This is a genomic window from Actinospineispora acaciae DSM 45401 (genome assembly GCF_000620785.1).
GTDB classification, from domain to species: domain Bacteria; phylum Actinomycetota; class Actinomycetes; order Mycobacteriales; family Pseudonocardiaceae; genus Pseudonocardia; species Pseudonocardia acaciae.
Map to the genome: position 1 here is coordinate 58,066 of NZ_JIAI01000020.1, position 13,669 is coordinate 71,734.

Below are 13,669 nucleotides of genomic sequence, written 5' to 3' on the forward strand. Positions count from 1 at the left end.
TACCACGAAACTGCTGTTCATGTCCGATACGCACGTCCCGGCCCGGGGCCGGCGAGTGCCGGACGCGCTGTGGCGGGAGGTCGAGTCGGCCGACGTGGTGGTGCACGCCGGGGACTGGGTGGGCGTCGAGCTGCTGGACGAGCTGCAGGCCAGGGCGCGGCGGCTGGTCGGCGTGGTGGGCAACAACGACGGCCCCGACCTGCGTGCCCGGCTGCCCGAGGTGGCCACCGCCGAGCTGGACGGGGTGCGGCTGGCCGTGGTGCACGAGACCGGTCCGGCGGCCGGGCGGGAGCGGCGGTGCGCGGCCCGCTTCCCGGACGCCGACGTGCTGGTATTCGGGCACAGCCACATTCCGTGGGACACCGTGGCGCCGGGCGGCCTGAGGTTGCTCAACCCGGGTTCGCCGACCGACCGCAGGCGCCAGCCCACGCACACCTGGATGACCGCCCGGACCGCCGCCGGGCGCCTCGACGACGTGGTGCTGCACCACCTGGAGCGGCTCAGGTCGTGAGCCGTGCCCGCGCGTCGGCCTGGCGCGTCTCCACGATCGCGATCACGAGCGCGACCAGCACGAACAGGATCGCGACCAGCATCGCCGCGACCACCGCGACGCCCTGGTCGCGCCCGGTGGCCTCCAGCGTGCCGTAGTACACGCCGGCCAGCAGCGCGGTGCCGATGGCCGCCCCGATCCGCCCGCCGGTTTGCAGCGCGCCGCCCGCCGCGCCGGCCATCCGCACCGGCACCTCGGACAGCGTGAGGGTGATGTTCGGCGAGATCACCACGCCGCCGCCGATCCCGGCCAGCAGCAGCGGCCCGGCGGCCAGCCAGCCGGCGGCCGGCCCGGTGTGGATGCCCACGGCGGCCGCCGTGCCCGCCAGCCCCACCACGACGGCGACCAGCCCGTACACGGTCAGCCGCCGCCCGAACCGGGCCAGCAGCCGCCCGCTGGCCCCCGCCGAGAACGCCGATCCCACCGCGAACGAGGTCACCGCCAGCCCGGACTGCAGCGGCGTGTAGCCCAGCCCGCCCTGGAAGAACATGGCCAGCACGATCCACAGCCCGGAGAAGCCGATGAAGTAGGTCAGGCTCAGCGCCGTGCCGGTCGCGTACCCGGGCGTGCTGGTGAGCAGCCGTGGGTCCAGCAGCGGCGGGCGGACCCCACGCCGGGCCACCCGCACCTCCCAGAGCGCGAACCCGGCCAGCAGCGCCGCCGCCACCAGCAGCAGCCACCACAGCCGGCCGAACCTGTCGTACTCCAGCATCGGCAGCAGCACGGCCAGCACGCCGGCGCCGAGCAGGGCGGTGCCGACCAGGTCGAGCCGGCGGGCGAACTTCGGGGCGTGCGCGGCGTCGGTCCGGCGGCGCGGCAGCAGCCGGTAGGCCAGCGCAAGCGTGACCAGCCCGACGGGCACGTTGACGTAGAACACCCACCGCCAGCCGTCCGGGCCGCCGGCCAGCGCCAGGATCACCCCGCCGAGCACCGGGCCCACCGCGGTGGACAGCCCCACCGTCGCGCCGAACATGCCGAACGCCCGGCCCCGCTCCGCGCCCCGGAACAGGTCCTGGATCAGCCCGGAGTTCTGCGGCCCGATCATGCCGGCGGTGAACCCCTGCACGAGCCGCGCCAGTACCAGCAGCTCGAGCGTGGGCGCCGCCCCGCACAGCGCGCTGGTCACCACGAAGCCGGTGAGCGAGACGAAGAACATCCGCCGGCGCCCCCACGCGTCGCCCAGCCGCCCGGCGGGCACCAGTGCCAGCCCGAACGCGAGCGCGTAGCCGGACACCACCCACTGAACGCCGGACGGGGTCGTACCCAGCGAGGCCTCCATGGACGGCAGCGCCACCGTCACGATGCTCACGTCGAGCAGGCTCATGAACCCCGCCGCGAGGGTCACCCAGAGCGCCCGCCAGCGGCGTGGGTCCGGCGCCTGCTCCGGGGCGGCGGGACGGGTCTCCGCTCGGCGCGGGGCGGGGCGGCGGGCGGAGGTCACCCTAGGAGTGTGCGCCCTCCCCGGAGCCGTTCGCGCGCCGAGGTTCGGGCACGGTGGCCGGGGTCGGCGGGTCGTCCTCGGTGGTCTCGCTGGTCGAGGTGCCGCGCGCCTTGATCAGGCTGGCCACCGTGGTGACCGCGAGCACGCCCACGATGACGCCCAGCGAGAGCACGATGCCGATCTCCGGGACCGGCACCGGGTCGCCGCCGTTGAGGAACGGCAGGTCGTTCTCGTGCAGGGCCTCGAGCACCAGCTTGACGCCGATGAACGCCAGGATCACCGACAGCCCGTAGGACAGGTACACCAACCGGTTGAGCAGCCCGCCGAGCAGGAAGTACAGCTGCCGCAGGCCCATCAGGGCGAACGCGTTCGCGGTGAAGACCAGGTACGGCTCCTTGGTCAGGCCGAAGATGGCCGGGATGGAGTCCAGCGCGAACAGCAGGTCGGTGGTGCCGATCGCGGTCATGACCACCAGCATCGGGGTGACGAACCGCCTGCCGTCGATGCGGACCGTCGTGCGGGCGCCGTGGAACTCGTTGGTGACCGGGACCAGCTTGCGCAGGATCCGCAGCGCCGCGTTCTCCTTGTACTCCTCGTCGGCGTCGTCGTGGTTGCGCAACAGCCGGTACGCCGTGACCAGCAGGACCACCGCGAACAGGTAGAACACCCAGCTGAAGTGCGCGATCGCGGCGGCCCCCAGCGCGATGAACGCACCCCGCATGAACAGCGCTATCACGATGCCGACCAGGAGCACCCGGTGTTGGTGCTCGGCCGGGACCTTGAACGCCGACATGATGATCACGAAGACGAACAGGTTGTCCACCGACAGCGAGTACTCGGTGACGTAGCCGGCGAAGAACTCGCCCGCCGACCCCCCGCCGGCGAATATCCAGACGCCGACGCCGAACAGCACCGCCAACGCCAGGTAGAAGATCACCCATCTGGTGGCCTCGGCGAGGGACACGGCGTGCGGGTTGTGGTCCACCACGAACAGGTCGACCACGACCACCGCGAGAAGCACGGCGATCGTGACCAACCACAACCACACGGGAACGTTCATGGCGAGACGCCTTCCGGACGAGAGCATCGGTCTACGACCGAGGTCTCTCCCGCCGGCGCTTTCGTGCTCACTCCGACCGATGACACCGGGCGCAGCGGCGCCGTGTTGACGATGTCATCGCGCGAGGGATACTCCCCTTGGCTATACCCGTGAGTGTTACCTAAGAACGGGCTGTGCGCCAGCCCTGGACACCCGGACGTGAGTGCCGACACCTGTGACATTCGGCTAGTTCGGCGCTGTGCATGATGGTGGCCATGATCCTGGAGATCGCGGAGCTCAGCATCCAGCCCGGCCGTGAGGACGACTTCGCCGCCGCCTACCGACAGGCCCGCCCGCTGGTGGCGGCCACCGAGGGTTTCCGGTCCGCCCGGATGACCAGGGGCATCGAGTCGCCGTCGACGTTCGTCCTGATCATCGAGTGGGACTCGGTGGAGGCGCACCTGAAGGGCTTCCGCGAGTCCGAGCGCTTCACCCGATGGCGGGAGCTGCTCGGGCCGTACTTCGCCGCCGACCCCCAGGTGCGGCACACCGCCGAGATCTGACGCCGGCGGCCGCGGCGGCTGTGGATATCTTCAGCGTCCCCTCAGCCTGTTCGCATACCGTCGTGTGGTGTCCTCGTTCACGACCCGGCTCCGGCTCACCCGAGGTCGGGTCGCCACCATCCTGGCCGTCCTCGCGCTGCTCGCCGGCACCGTCACCGTGCTGGCCGTTCGCGGCACCGGCCCGGCCGACGTGTCCACCCAGGACCTGCGGCTGACCGTGCCGGGCGGCCCGGGGCAGCCGGCCACCGTGGCGCTGGACGCGACCCTGTACCTGCCGTCGCGGACGCCGGCGCCCTCGGTCCTGGTCCCGCACGGGTTCGGCGGCACCAAGGCCTCGGTGGACGCGGACGCCCGCGAGCTGGCCGCGCGCGGGTTCGTGGCGCTGGCCTGGTCCGCCAGGGGCTTCGGCACCAGCACCGGCCAGATCGCGCTGGACTCCCCCGACCACGAGGTGGCCGACGCGTCGCGGCTGCTCGACTACCTGGCCACCCGGCCCGAGGTGCGCCTGGACGGCCCAGGCGACCCCCGCGTCGGGGTGACCGGTGCTTCCTACGGCGGCGCGCTGGCGCTGCTGCTCGCCGGCTACGACCACCGGGTGGACGCGATAGCCCCCGTGATCACCTGGAACGACCTGTCCCAGGCGCTGTTCCCGAACGCCGCGCTGCCCGCACCGGCGCCTGCCGCCCTGACCCCGGCGGCCACCGCGTTCGGCCCGGACGGGGTGTTCAAGCGCTCCTGGGCGGGCATCTTCTTCTCCGCCGGGCTGAACACCGGGCGGACCAACCGAGGACCCACCGGGATCGCGCCGGAGGCCACCCCCGGCGGCGGCCGGAGCACCTCGGCGCAGGCCCAGGACGAGGCCGCCGACGCCGAGCAGCGGGAGGCGGTGCTGTCCTCCGACCCGAGCCGCCGCGACGCGGCCGCGAACCCGCCGACCGTCTGCGGCCGGTTCGTGCCGGCGATCTGCACGGCCTACGCCGAGGCGGCCAGCACCGGGCGGGTCAGCCCGGCCACCGCGGAGCTGCTGCGCCGGTCCTCCCCCGCCAGCGTGACCGACCGGATCGCCGCGCCGACCCTGCTCGTGCAGGGCGAGACCGACACGCTGTTCGGGCTCGACCAGGCCGACGCCACCGCCCGCCAGATCGCGGCGGCCGGCGGCACCGTGGACGTGATCTGGTTCGCCGGCGGTCACGACGGCGGCGCGCCCGGGCCGGTGGTGCGCGAGCGGATCGGCGCCTGGTTCGACAGGTACCTGGACGGTCGGACGGACGCCGAGGCCACCCCCGGCCTGAGCTACGCCGTCCAGGGCGGCGTCCGCACCGAGAGCCGCAACACCCCGACCGTGCGCACCGTCAGCTCGGACCGCTACCCCGGGCTGACCGGCCCCGACCCGGCACCGGCCCAGCCGCTGCCGCTGCGCGGCGACCCGCGGGTGGTGCTCAACCCGGCCGGCGCCAACCCGGCGGCGATCACCTCGGTGCCCGGGGTGGGCGGCGCGCTGGGCTCGCTGTCCGGGCGGTTGGCCGCGATCACCTCCGAGCTGCCCGGCCAGTCCGCCGGGTTCAGCACCGACCCGTTGAACGGGCAGCTGCTGATCGCCGGCTCGCCCCGGGTGCGGATCCAGGTGGCGCCGGTGCCCGGCCAGCCGGCGGGCTCGGAGGCCGTGCTGTTCGGCAAGGTCTTCAAGGTCGCCCAGGACGGGCGGCGCACCCTGCTCGGCGGCGCGGTCGCCCCGATGCGCGTCCCGATGCCCGCCGACGGCTCGCCGGCCCAGGTGACGGTGACGCTGCCCGCCGTGGTCGCCCCGATCGAGGCCGGCCAGCGGCTGGTGGTCTCGGTCAGCACCACCGACCAGGCCTACGCCGGCGCGAACCAGCCCTCGGTGTGGCGGATCGGGCTGGCCGGCGGCGCCGGGGAGGTCGCGGTGCCGGTCGTGCCCGGCCGCAACGTCACCGCGAACACCGTCCCGGCCGCCCCGGCGGTGGGCATCGGCCTGATCCTGGCCGCCGCGCTGGTGGCCTGGCTGGTCGCGGTGCTCCGGCGCCGCCGGCGGCGGGCGGCCGAGGTCCGCGCGCTGACCGGCTCCGAGCTGCCGCTGGTGATCGACCGGCTGCGCAAGTCGTATCCGGGCGGGGTGACGGCCGTGAACGGGGTGTCGTTCACCGCGAGGCCGAACCAGGTGCTCGGCCTGCTCGGCCCCAACGGCGCCGGCAAGACCACCGTGCTGCGCATGCTGATGGGCCTGATCCATCCCAGCGCCGAGAGAAGCGCCAGCGGAACGAGCATCAGCACGGGGGAGATCCGCGTGTTCGGCCATCCGGTCGGGCCGGGGGCGCCGGTGCTGTCCAGGATCGGCTCGTTCGTGGAGGGGCCGGGCTTCCTGCCGCACCTGTCCGGGGCGGACAACCTGCGGCTGTACTGGGCGGCGACCGGCCGGCCGGCGGCGGACGCGCACGTGGAGGAGGCGCTGGAGATCGCCGGCCTCGGCAACGCCGTGCACCGCCGGGTCCGCACCTACAGCCAGGGCATGCGCCAGCGGCTGGCCATCGCGCAGGCCATGCTCGGCCTGCCCGACCTGCTGGTCCTCGACGAGCCGACGAACGGGCTGGACCCGCCGCAGATCCACGCCATGCGCGAGGTGCTGCGCAACTACGCCCGCGACGGCCGCACCGTGCTGATCTCCAGCCACCTGCTCGCCGAGGTGGAGCAGACCTGCGACCACGTCGTGGTCATGCACCGGGGCACGGTGGTCGCCGACGGCACGGTCGCCGACATCATCGCGGGCGGCAGCCAGGCCAGCTTCCGGGTGGACGACCCGGCGCGGGCCGCCGAGGTGCTGCGCGGGGCGTCCGGGGTCAGCGCCGTCGAGGTGGACTCCGGCAGCGTGCACGCGGACCTGAACGGGATGCCCCGCGCGGACGCCGTCGGCCGCCTGGTCCAGGCCGGGGTCGCGGTGTCCGCCGCCGGCCCCAGGCGCCGGCTGGAGGACGCGTTCCTCCAGCTCGTCGGAGAGGACACCACGCCATGACCGCGAGCACCGCGGACGCCGCGCCCGGCTACCGGCCCGGCCAGACCCTGCGGGTGCGGGTGGAGCTGGTCCGCCAGCTCAAGCGGCGGCGCACCCAGGTGGCGCTGGCCCTGGCCGGGCTGCTCCCGATCATCCTGTGGATCGCGTTCAGCCTGACCAGGAAGGGTCCCGCGACCGGCTCGGTGACGCTGGTCGACCTGGCGCAGACCAGCGCGCCGAACTTCACAGTGTTCGCGCTGTTCGCCTCGGCCGGGTTCCTGCTGGTGGTCGCGGTGGCGCTGTTCTTCGGGGACACGGTGGCCAGCGAGGCGTCCTGGTCCAGCCTGCGCTACCTGCTCGCCTCCCCGGTGCCCCGCGCGCGGCTGCTGCGGCAGAAGGCACTGGTCGCCGGGCTGCTGTCGATCGTGTCACTGGTGCTGCTGCCGGCGGTCGCGCTGCTGGTCGGCTCGCTGGCCTACGGCACCGGCGACATGGTCAACCCGACCGGCGAGTCGCTGCCGTTCGGCCAGGCCGTGACCCGCCTGTTCATGGCGGCCGGCTACATCGCCGTCTACCTGTTCTGGGTGGCCGGCCTGGCGCTGCTGCTCTCGGTGGTCACCGACGCCCCGCTCGGCGCGGTCGGCGGCGCCGTGCTCGTCTCGATCGTCTCGCAGATCCTGGACAGCATCACCGCCCTGGAAGGCCTGCGCGACTACCTGCCGACGCACTACGGCTACGCCTGGGCCGAGCTGCTCACCGACCAGGTCGACTGGGGCAACATGACCCGGGGCGTGTTCTCCTCCCTCGCCTACGGCACCGCGTTCTGCGCGCTCGCGGTCTGGCGCTTCGCCACCAAGGACATCACGTCCTGACCCGTGCCGCTCACGGCCTGCGCAGCCGGGCCAGCACGTCGTTCGCGGCCTCCATGTGCAGCATGTGCCCGGCGTCCACCCGGAACAGCTCGACGCCGTCCGGCACCGGGAGGATGCGGTCGGCGCCGCCCCACACGACGGTGACCGGGGCCTTCACCCCGGCCAGCAGCGCGGGGGTGTCGATGGCCTGGCGGTCGCCGTCGAGCAGGGTGGCGAGCAGGGTGGACAGCGCGGCCGACACCCCGTCCAGGCGCTTGTACTTCAGCAGGTCGTCCACGAGCTGGCGGGTGACCTGCGAGGGGTCCGCGAACAGCCGCCCGAGCAGCGGTTTCAGCTCGCGGCGGGACGCGGCGGCGGCGAAACCGCGCAGGTACTCGACGTCGGCGTCCGGGCCGAAGCCGGCGGGGGCGAGCAGGTCCAGCGAGGCGACCCGGTCGGGGGCGCGGGCGGCCACCGCGGCCACGACCGCGCCGCCGAGCGAGTGCCCGACCAGGTGCGCGCGCTCGGCGCCCACCGCGTCCAGGAAGCCGAGCACGGTGTCGGCCAGGGTGTCCAGCGAGCCGTCGCCGACGTCCTTGCCGGACGCGCCGTGCCCTGGCAGGTCCAGCGCGTGCACGGTGTGCGACTCGGACAGCGGCTGCTGGACGAACAGCCAGGAGTTCTTGTCCCCGCCGAAGCCGTGCACCAGCACGAACGGGTCGCCGCCGCCCTCGCCCATGGTGACGTAGGAGATCGTCCGGCCGCCGACCTCGACGGTGGCCGGCTCGATCTCGTCCTCACCGCCCAGCTCGCCGGACTCCAGCTGTTCGCGCGCCTGGGCCACCACGGCCTCGACCTCGCCGTCGGGCACGTCCGCCGGGGCCACCACCGCGAGCGTGGCCCCGACCGGCAGCTCCACGCCGGTCTCGGCGACGATCCGGCGCAGCAGCCCCTCCTGCGGCGACTCCAGGGTGCCGGCGATCTTCTCGGTCTCGATGTCGGCCAGGTCGTCGCCCTTGGCGATGGTGTCGCCCTCGGACACGAACCAGTCGATGACCTTGCCGGTCTTCATCGACAGGCCCCACTTGGGCATCGTGATCCGCTCGATGCGGTCATCCATGGGCCATCACGGCCTTCACCGCGTTGGTGATCTTCTGCGCGTCCGGGATGTAGAGGTCCTCCAGGGAGTCGGCGAACGGGACGGGGGTGTGTGGCGCGGTCACCATCTGGATCGGCGCGCGCAGCGACCCGAACGCCTCCTGCGCCACGGTCGCGGAGATGTCGCTGGCCAGCCCGCACCTCGGGGTGGCCTCGTCGACGACCACCAGCCGGCCGGTGGCCTCCACGCTCTCCAGGATCGTGTCGGTGTCCATCGGGCTGGTGGTGCGCGGGTCGATGACCTCGCACTCGACGCCCTCGCCGGCCAGCGCGGCGGCGGCCTCCACGGCGGTGTGCACCAGCTTGCCCACCGCGACGACCGTCACGTCGCCCCCGTCGCGGACCACGTTGGCCTCGCCGAACGGGATCGCGTAGCTCTCCTCCGGCACGTCGCCGGTGGTGTCGTAGAGCATCTTGTGCTCGCAGAACATCACCGGGTCGTCGTCCCGGATGGCCTGGATGAGCAGCCCCTTCGCGTCGTACGGGGTGGACGGGGCGACGACCTTCAGCCCGGGGATGTGGGTGAAGATCGGCAGCAGCGACTGGGAGTGCTGCGCGGCCGCCCGCAGCCCGGCGCCCCACATGGTGCGGATCACCACCGGGGTGACGGCCTTGCCGCCGAACATGTAGCGGAACTTCGCGGCCTGGTTGAAGATCTGGTCGAAGCAGACGCCCATGAAGTCGATGAACATCAGCTCGGCGACCGGACGCAGGCCGCCGGTGGCCGCGCCGATCGCGGCGCCGATGAACGCCGACTCCGAGATCGGGGTGTCCATCACGCGGCCGGGGTACTTGCCGTACAGGCCCTTGGTCACGCCCAGCACGCCACCCCAGGCGTCCATCTCGCCGGGCGAGCCGGTGCCGCCCACGTTGTCCTCGCCGAACACCACGACCCGTGGGTCACGCGCCATCTCCTGGTCCAGCGCCTCGTTGATCGCCTCGCGGTAGCTGATCGTGCGTGCCATCTTTTAACCCTCCGGATCAGTACGAGACGTAGACGTCGGTGAGCAGTTCGGGCGCGTCCGGTTTGGGGGACGCCTTGGCCTCCTCGACCGACCTGTCGATCAGGGCGGCGACCTCGGTGTCGATCGCGTCCAGCTGTTCGGCGGTGAGCTGGGCGCTGTCGGTGACCCTGGCCCGGAACCGCTTGAGGCAGTCCAGCTTCTCCCGGGCGTTGGCCACCTCGTCGCCCCGGTAGAGCTGCTGGTCACCCTCGAAGTGGCCGAAGTAGCGGGTGAACTTGACCTCGATGAGCGTCGGGCCGCCGCCCTCGCGGGCCCGGGCCACCGCCTCACCGGCCGCCTCGTGCACGGCGAAGAAGTCGAACCCGTCCACGATCACGCCGGGCATGCCGAAGGCGGCGGCCCGGTCGGCGATGTCGTCGGTGGCCACCGACCACGCCGACGCCGTCGCCTCGGCGTAGCCGTTGTTCTCCGCCACGAAGATCGCCGGCAGGTTCCAGACCGTGGCCAGGTTCAGCGACTCCAGCGTGGTGCCCTGGTTGGACGCGCCGTCGCCGAAGAACGCCACCGCCACCCCGCCGGTGCCGAGCTGCTTGGACGCCAGCGCGCGCCCGCAGATCAGCGGCGGCCCGCCGCCCACGATGCCGTTGGCGCCGAGCATGCCCTTGGACAGGTCGGCGATGTGCATCGAGCCGCCCTTGCCCCGGCAGGTGCCGTTCGCCTTGCCGTAGATCTCGGCCATCATGGCGACCACGTCCACGCCCTTGGCGATGCAGTGGCCGTGGCCCCGGTGGGTGGAGGCGATGGCGTCGCGGTCGTCGAGGTGCATGCACACCCCGGTCGCGGACGCCTCCTCGCCGGCGTACAGGTGCACGAAACCGGGGATGTCCCCGCCCGCGAACTCCTCGTGCACCCGTTCCTCGAAGTCGCGGATGGTGCGCATCATCCGGTAGGCGTCGAGCAGATGTTCCGGCCCCAGCTCGTGGGTCCCGGTTGTCGGCATCGTTGCTGTCACCGTCGTACCCCTTTCGGTAAGAGTCAGTTCATCGCCATGCCGCCGTCGATCATGATCGACTGGCCGGTCATGTAGTCGGAGTCGGAGCTGGCCAGGTAGGACACGAAGTTGGCCACGTCCTCGGGGGTCTGCACCCGGCCGAGCGGGACGGCGTGCACGTAGCGGTCCCTGGCCTCGCCCTTCGCGGTGCCCAGGTAGCCGCGCAGCCGGTCGTCGATCAGGTCCCACATGTCGGTGCCGACGATCCCGGGGCAGTACGCGTTGACGGTGATCTGGTGCGGGGCCAGCTCCTTGGCCGCCGCCTGGGTCAGGCCCCGGACCGCGAACTTGGTGGCCGAGTACGGACCGAGGTAGGCGGCCCCGGCGTGCGCGGCGACCGACGCGGCGCTGATGATCTTGCCACCGCCGCCCTGGGAGATGAACCGCTCGGCGGCCGCCTGCATGCAGTAGACGACGCCGTTGACGTTCACGTCGAAGATCCGCCGCAGGTCCTCCGGCGTGGTCTCCAGCACGGTGTTGACCTGGACGATGCCCGCGTTCGCCACCATCACGTCCAGCCGCCCGAACGTCTCGGCGGCGCGCGCGACCATGCCGAACACCGCGTCCCGGTCGGTCACGTCCCCCGGCACCGGCAGCGCACGCCCGCCGGCCGCCTCGATCTCCTTGCCGACGGCCGCCGCGGACTCCGGGTTGACGTCGTTGACGGCCACCGCCAGCCCGTCCGAGGCCAGCCGCAGCGCGATCGCCCGCCCGATCCCCCGGCCCGCCCCGGTGACCACCGCAACCCTGCCGCTCATGACAACCCCCTCGGTGAGACCAAGATCTTCACGTGCTCGTCCTTGTGCTCGATGAGCTGCCGGAACCCGCCCTCGACCAGCTCGTCCAACCCGATCCGCCCGGTGATGAACCGGCCGGCGTCGACGGTGCCGTCGGTGAGCAACCGGATGGTGTCCGGGTGGTCGTCGCGGTAGGCCAGCGAGCCGACGACCGCGACCTCGGACATCACCAGCGAGTTCATCGACACGGTGGCCGGCTGCCCCCAGATGGCCACGTTCACCACCGTGCCGCCGGGGCGGACCGACGCGATCGCGCTGGCCAGCACCGCGTCCAGGCCGGCGCACTCGAACGCCACCTCGGCGCCGGCACCGCCGGTGAGGTCGCGCACGGCGGCCGGTACGTCCACCTCGGTCGGGTCCAGCACCACGTTCGCGCCGGCCTCGGGCGCCTTGCCCTTGCGCGCCGCCGCCGGCTCAACGGCGATGACCTGCCCGGCGCCGGTGGCCCGCAGCGACGCCATGGTGACCAGCCCGATCGGGCCGGCGCCGAACACCACGGCGGTCGCGCCCTCGGGCAGCGCGGACAGCCGCACCGCGTGGTAGCCCACGGCAAGGGGCTCCACCAGCGCGCCGATGTCGGTGTCCAGCCCGCCCAGCGGATGGACCCACCGCCGGTCCACCACGCACCGCTCGGCGAACCCGCCCTGCGCCCCGGACAGCCCGACGAACCCGAGCGAGCGGCAGATGTTGTAGCGGCCCTCCAGGCAGGCCGCGCAGTGCCCGCAGACGTAGTACGGCTCGACGGCCACCCGGTCGCCCACGCTCACCCCGTCGACGCCCGCGCCCAGCTCGGCGACGGTGCCGGCGAACTCGTGGCCCATCACCACCGGCAGGGTCTGGCCGGTGAGCGGGTGCGGGCTGCCGGGCGGCGGGATGAACAGCGGCCCCTCCAGGAACTCGTGCAGGTCGCTGCCGCAGATGCCGCACCAGTCCACTGACACCTTGACCTGGTTGGGTCCGACCTCGGGTTCGGGCACCTCGTCGATGCGGATGTCGCCGCGTCCGTGGTAGCGCGCCGCCTTCATCTGCCCTCCAGGGTCGAAACCGCCAACGACTCGGACGCCACCAGCAGGCCGCGCTCGGCGGCGGCGGCCAGCACGGCCCTGACGTCCAGCACGGTCGGGCCGTCCGGGGTGAGCGTCACGGTGACCGGCGTGGCCGGCCCGAACTCCAGCTCCCGCTCCCCGTCCACCGCCACCGTCCCTCGGCTGACCGCGCTGGTCAGCGGCCTCCCGGCGGTCATGGCGGCCACGTCGAGCACCCCGACAGGGGCGAGCACGCCAGGGGCGATCGGGGCCAGCACCCGGCGCGGCGCGGTGGCGATATCGCCGGCCAGCCGGACCAGGACGCCCCCGGCATCGGTCCGCGCGACCGGCGCGAGCAGGCCGGCGATGCTGGACAGCCCGATCGCGTGCGGCTCGGCGAACGCGCAGTACAGCTCGCGCAGGGTGCCGACCTCCCACAGCGCGCGGGCGCCCACGTGGGCCACCGTGGACACGCACACGTCGACCAGGGCCAGCTCCTCGGCCTGTCCGCGACGCACCTTCAGCGCCTTGGCCCGGTAGGTGACCTCCTCGCGCGGCACCCGCCCGGTGGCCAGCAGCGCGGCGGCGGCGCCGGCCACGGTGGCCTCCCACATCTCCGGGAACGCGTTGTTCGTCCCGGTGGACAGCGGCAGCACCGGCAGGTCGCCGCACTCGGCGGCCGCCGCCCGCACGGTGCCGTCGCCGCCGAGCAGCACCAGCACCGCCACGCCGCGCTCCCGCATCGCCCGCACCAGCGCCCGGGTGTCCTCGGCCGTGCCGGACGCCTCCCCCAGCTCGCAGAACTCCAGCTCGGGCCACCGCCCGTCCCGGGCCCGGCGCTTGGCCTGGGCGCGCAGCACCCCGGCCGCGACCCCCATGGCGTCGGTGGACATGAACACCCGCTGCACGCCCAGCGCCCCGGCCGCCGCGATCAGCCGCAGCGCCATGTTGGTCTTCTCCGCGTTCGGGAACACCGACGCCCGCGCGACCAGCCGCCTGATGTCCCGCCCGGACATCGGGTTGGCGATGATCCCGATGGCGGAGCCCGGCACGACCGGCAGCGGCGGCGGCGCCGTCCGCCCGTCGCCGTTCCGACTTCCGTGGTCGAGCACTCGCCGCCCCTTATGCCGCCTGTGGCCTACCTCACCGCGGCGCCCGCGCGCCGGCAACGGTTGCAGTCCGGTTGCACCTGAACCCGTGAGTGGCTAGGGCCGTCATAGCG

General features: G+C 73.3%; 12 protein-coding genes. 4 read left to right on the top strand and 8 right to left on the bottom strand.

All coding sequences use genetic code 11. The features are described from left to right. The first annotated feature begins 19 nt into the window (after positions 1–19). Positions 20–511: a metallophosphoesterase family protein gene (locus tag N912_RS0143815; protein WP_037069817.1), complete on the top strand. Its 492-nt coding sequence runs from the start codon at positions 20–22 to the stop codon at positions 509–511. Here N912_RS0143815 and N912_RS58425 read toward each other — a convergent pair. Beyond that, positions 501–1,895 (bottom strand): MFS transporter, encoded by a 1,395-nt coding sequence (locus tag N912_RS58425; protein WP_281176390.1) that lies wholly within the window; start codon positions 1,893–1,895, stop codon positions 501–503. The two genes, N912_RS0143815 and N912_RS58425, sit on opposite strands and share 11 nt — an antisense overlap. Before the next feature lie 97 nt (positions 1,896–1,992). Further along, complete coding sequence (locus N912_RS58430; RefSeq protein ID WP_051581633.1) at positions 1,993–3,051, bottom strand: TerC family protein; 1,059 nt, start codon at positions 3,049–3,051, stop codon at positions 1,993–1,995. Positions 3,052–3,305: 254 nt separating this feature from the next. On the opposite strand from N912_RS58430, the gene N912_RS0143830 reads away from it, so the two are divergent. The 3 genes from N912_RS0143830 (at position 3,306) to N912_RS0143840 (ending at position 7,472) form a co-directional block, all read left to right on the top strand. Beyond that, positions 3,306–3,593 (top strand): antibiotic biosynthesis monooxygenase family protein, encoded by a 288-nt coding sequence (locus N912_RS0143830; protein WP_028927434.1) that lies wholly within the window; start codon positions 3,306–3,308, stop codon positions 3,591–3,593. Between the two features lie 67 nt (positions 3,594–3,660). Further along, positions 3,661–6,621 carry an alpha/beta fold hydrolase gene (locus N912_RS0143835; RefSeq protein WP_028927435.1) on the top strand — a complete coding sequence of 987 codons (2,961 nt, stop codon included), beginning with the start codon at positions 3,661–3,663 and terminating at the stop codon, positions 6,619–6,621. Further along, on the top strand, positions 6,618–7,472 hold the full coding sequence (locus tag N912_RS0143840) for an ABC transporter permease (protein ID WP_028927436.1): 855 nt from the start codon (positions 6,618–6,620) through the stop codon (positions 7,470–7,472). The genes N912_RS0143835 and N912_RS0143840 overlap by 4 nt, the downstream gene beginning before the upstream one ends. Before the next feature lie 10 nt (positions 7,473–7,482). Here the strand turns inward: N912_RS0143840 and N912_RS0143845 are convergent, their stop codons facing one another. From N912_RS0143845 to N912_RS0143870, 6 genes are read right to left on the bottom strand one after another with little or no spacing between them, the layout of a single operon-like run. After that, a complete protein-coding gene (locus N912_RS0143845; RefSeq protein ID WP_028927437.1) occupies positions 7,483–8,571 on the bottom strand; it encodes an acetoin dehydrogenase dihydrolipoyllysine-residue acetyltransferase subunit in 1,089 nt (362 codons plus the stop codon). Next, complete coding sequence (locus N912_RS0143850; RefSeq protein ID WP_028927438.1) at positions 8,564–9,574, bottom strand: alpha-ketoacid dehydrogenase subunit beta; 1,011 nt, start codon at positions 9,572–9,574, stop codon at positions 8,564–8,566. The genes N912_RS0143845 and N912_RS0143850 overlap by 8 nt, the downstream gene beginning before the upstream one ends. A 16-nt stretch (positions 9,575–9,590) precedes the next feature. Continuing rightward, positions 9,591–10,574 carry a thiamine pyrophosphate-dependent dehydrogenase E1 component subunit alpha gene (locus N912_RS0143855; RefSeq protein ID WP_156994372.1) on the bottom strand — a complete coding sequence of 328 codons (984 nt, stop codon included), beginning with the start codon at positions 10,572–10,574 and terminating at the stop codon, positions 9,591–9,593. A 35-nt stretch (positions 10,575–10,609) separates the two neighbouring features. Then, positions 10,610–11,383: an acetoin reductase gene (locus N912_RS0143860; RefSeq protein ID WP_028927440.1), complete on the bottom strand. Its 774-nt coding sequence runs from the start codon at positions 11,381–11,383 to the stop codon at positions 10,610–10,612. Then, positions 11,380–12,447: a 2,3-butanediol dehydrogenase gene (locus N912_RS0143865; RefSeq protein WP_028927441.1), complete on the bottom strand. Its 1,068-nt coding sequence runs from the start codon at positions 12,445–12,447 to the stop codon at positions 11,380–11,382. Before N912_RS0143865 ends, N912_RS0143860 begins: the two co-directional genes overlap by 4 nt. Continuing rightward, positions 12,444–13,559 carry an ATP-NAD kinase family protein gene (locus tag N912_RS0143870; protein WP_245645896.1) on the bottom strand — a complete coding sequence of 372 codons (1,116 nt, stop codon included), beginning with the start codon at positions 13,557–13,559 and terminating at the stop codon, positions 12,444–12,446. Before N912_RS0143870 ends, N912_RS0143865 begins: the two co-directional genes overlap by 4 nt. Between the last annotated feature and the right edge of the window lie 110 nt (positions 13,560–13,669).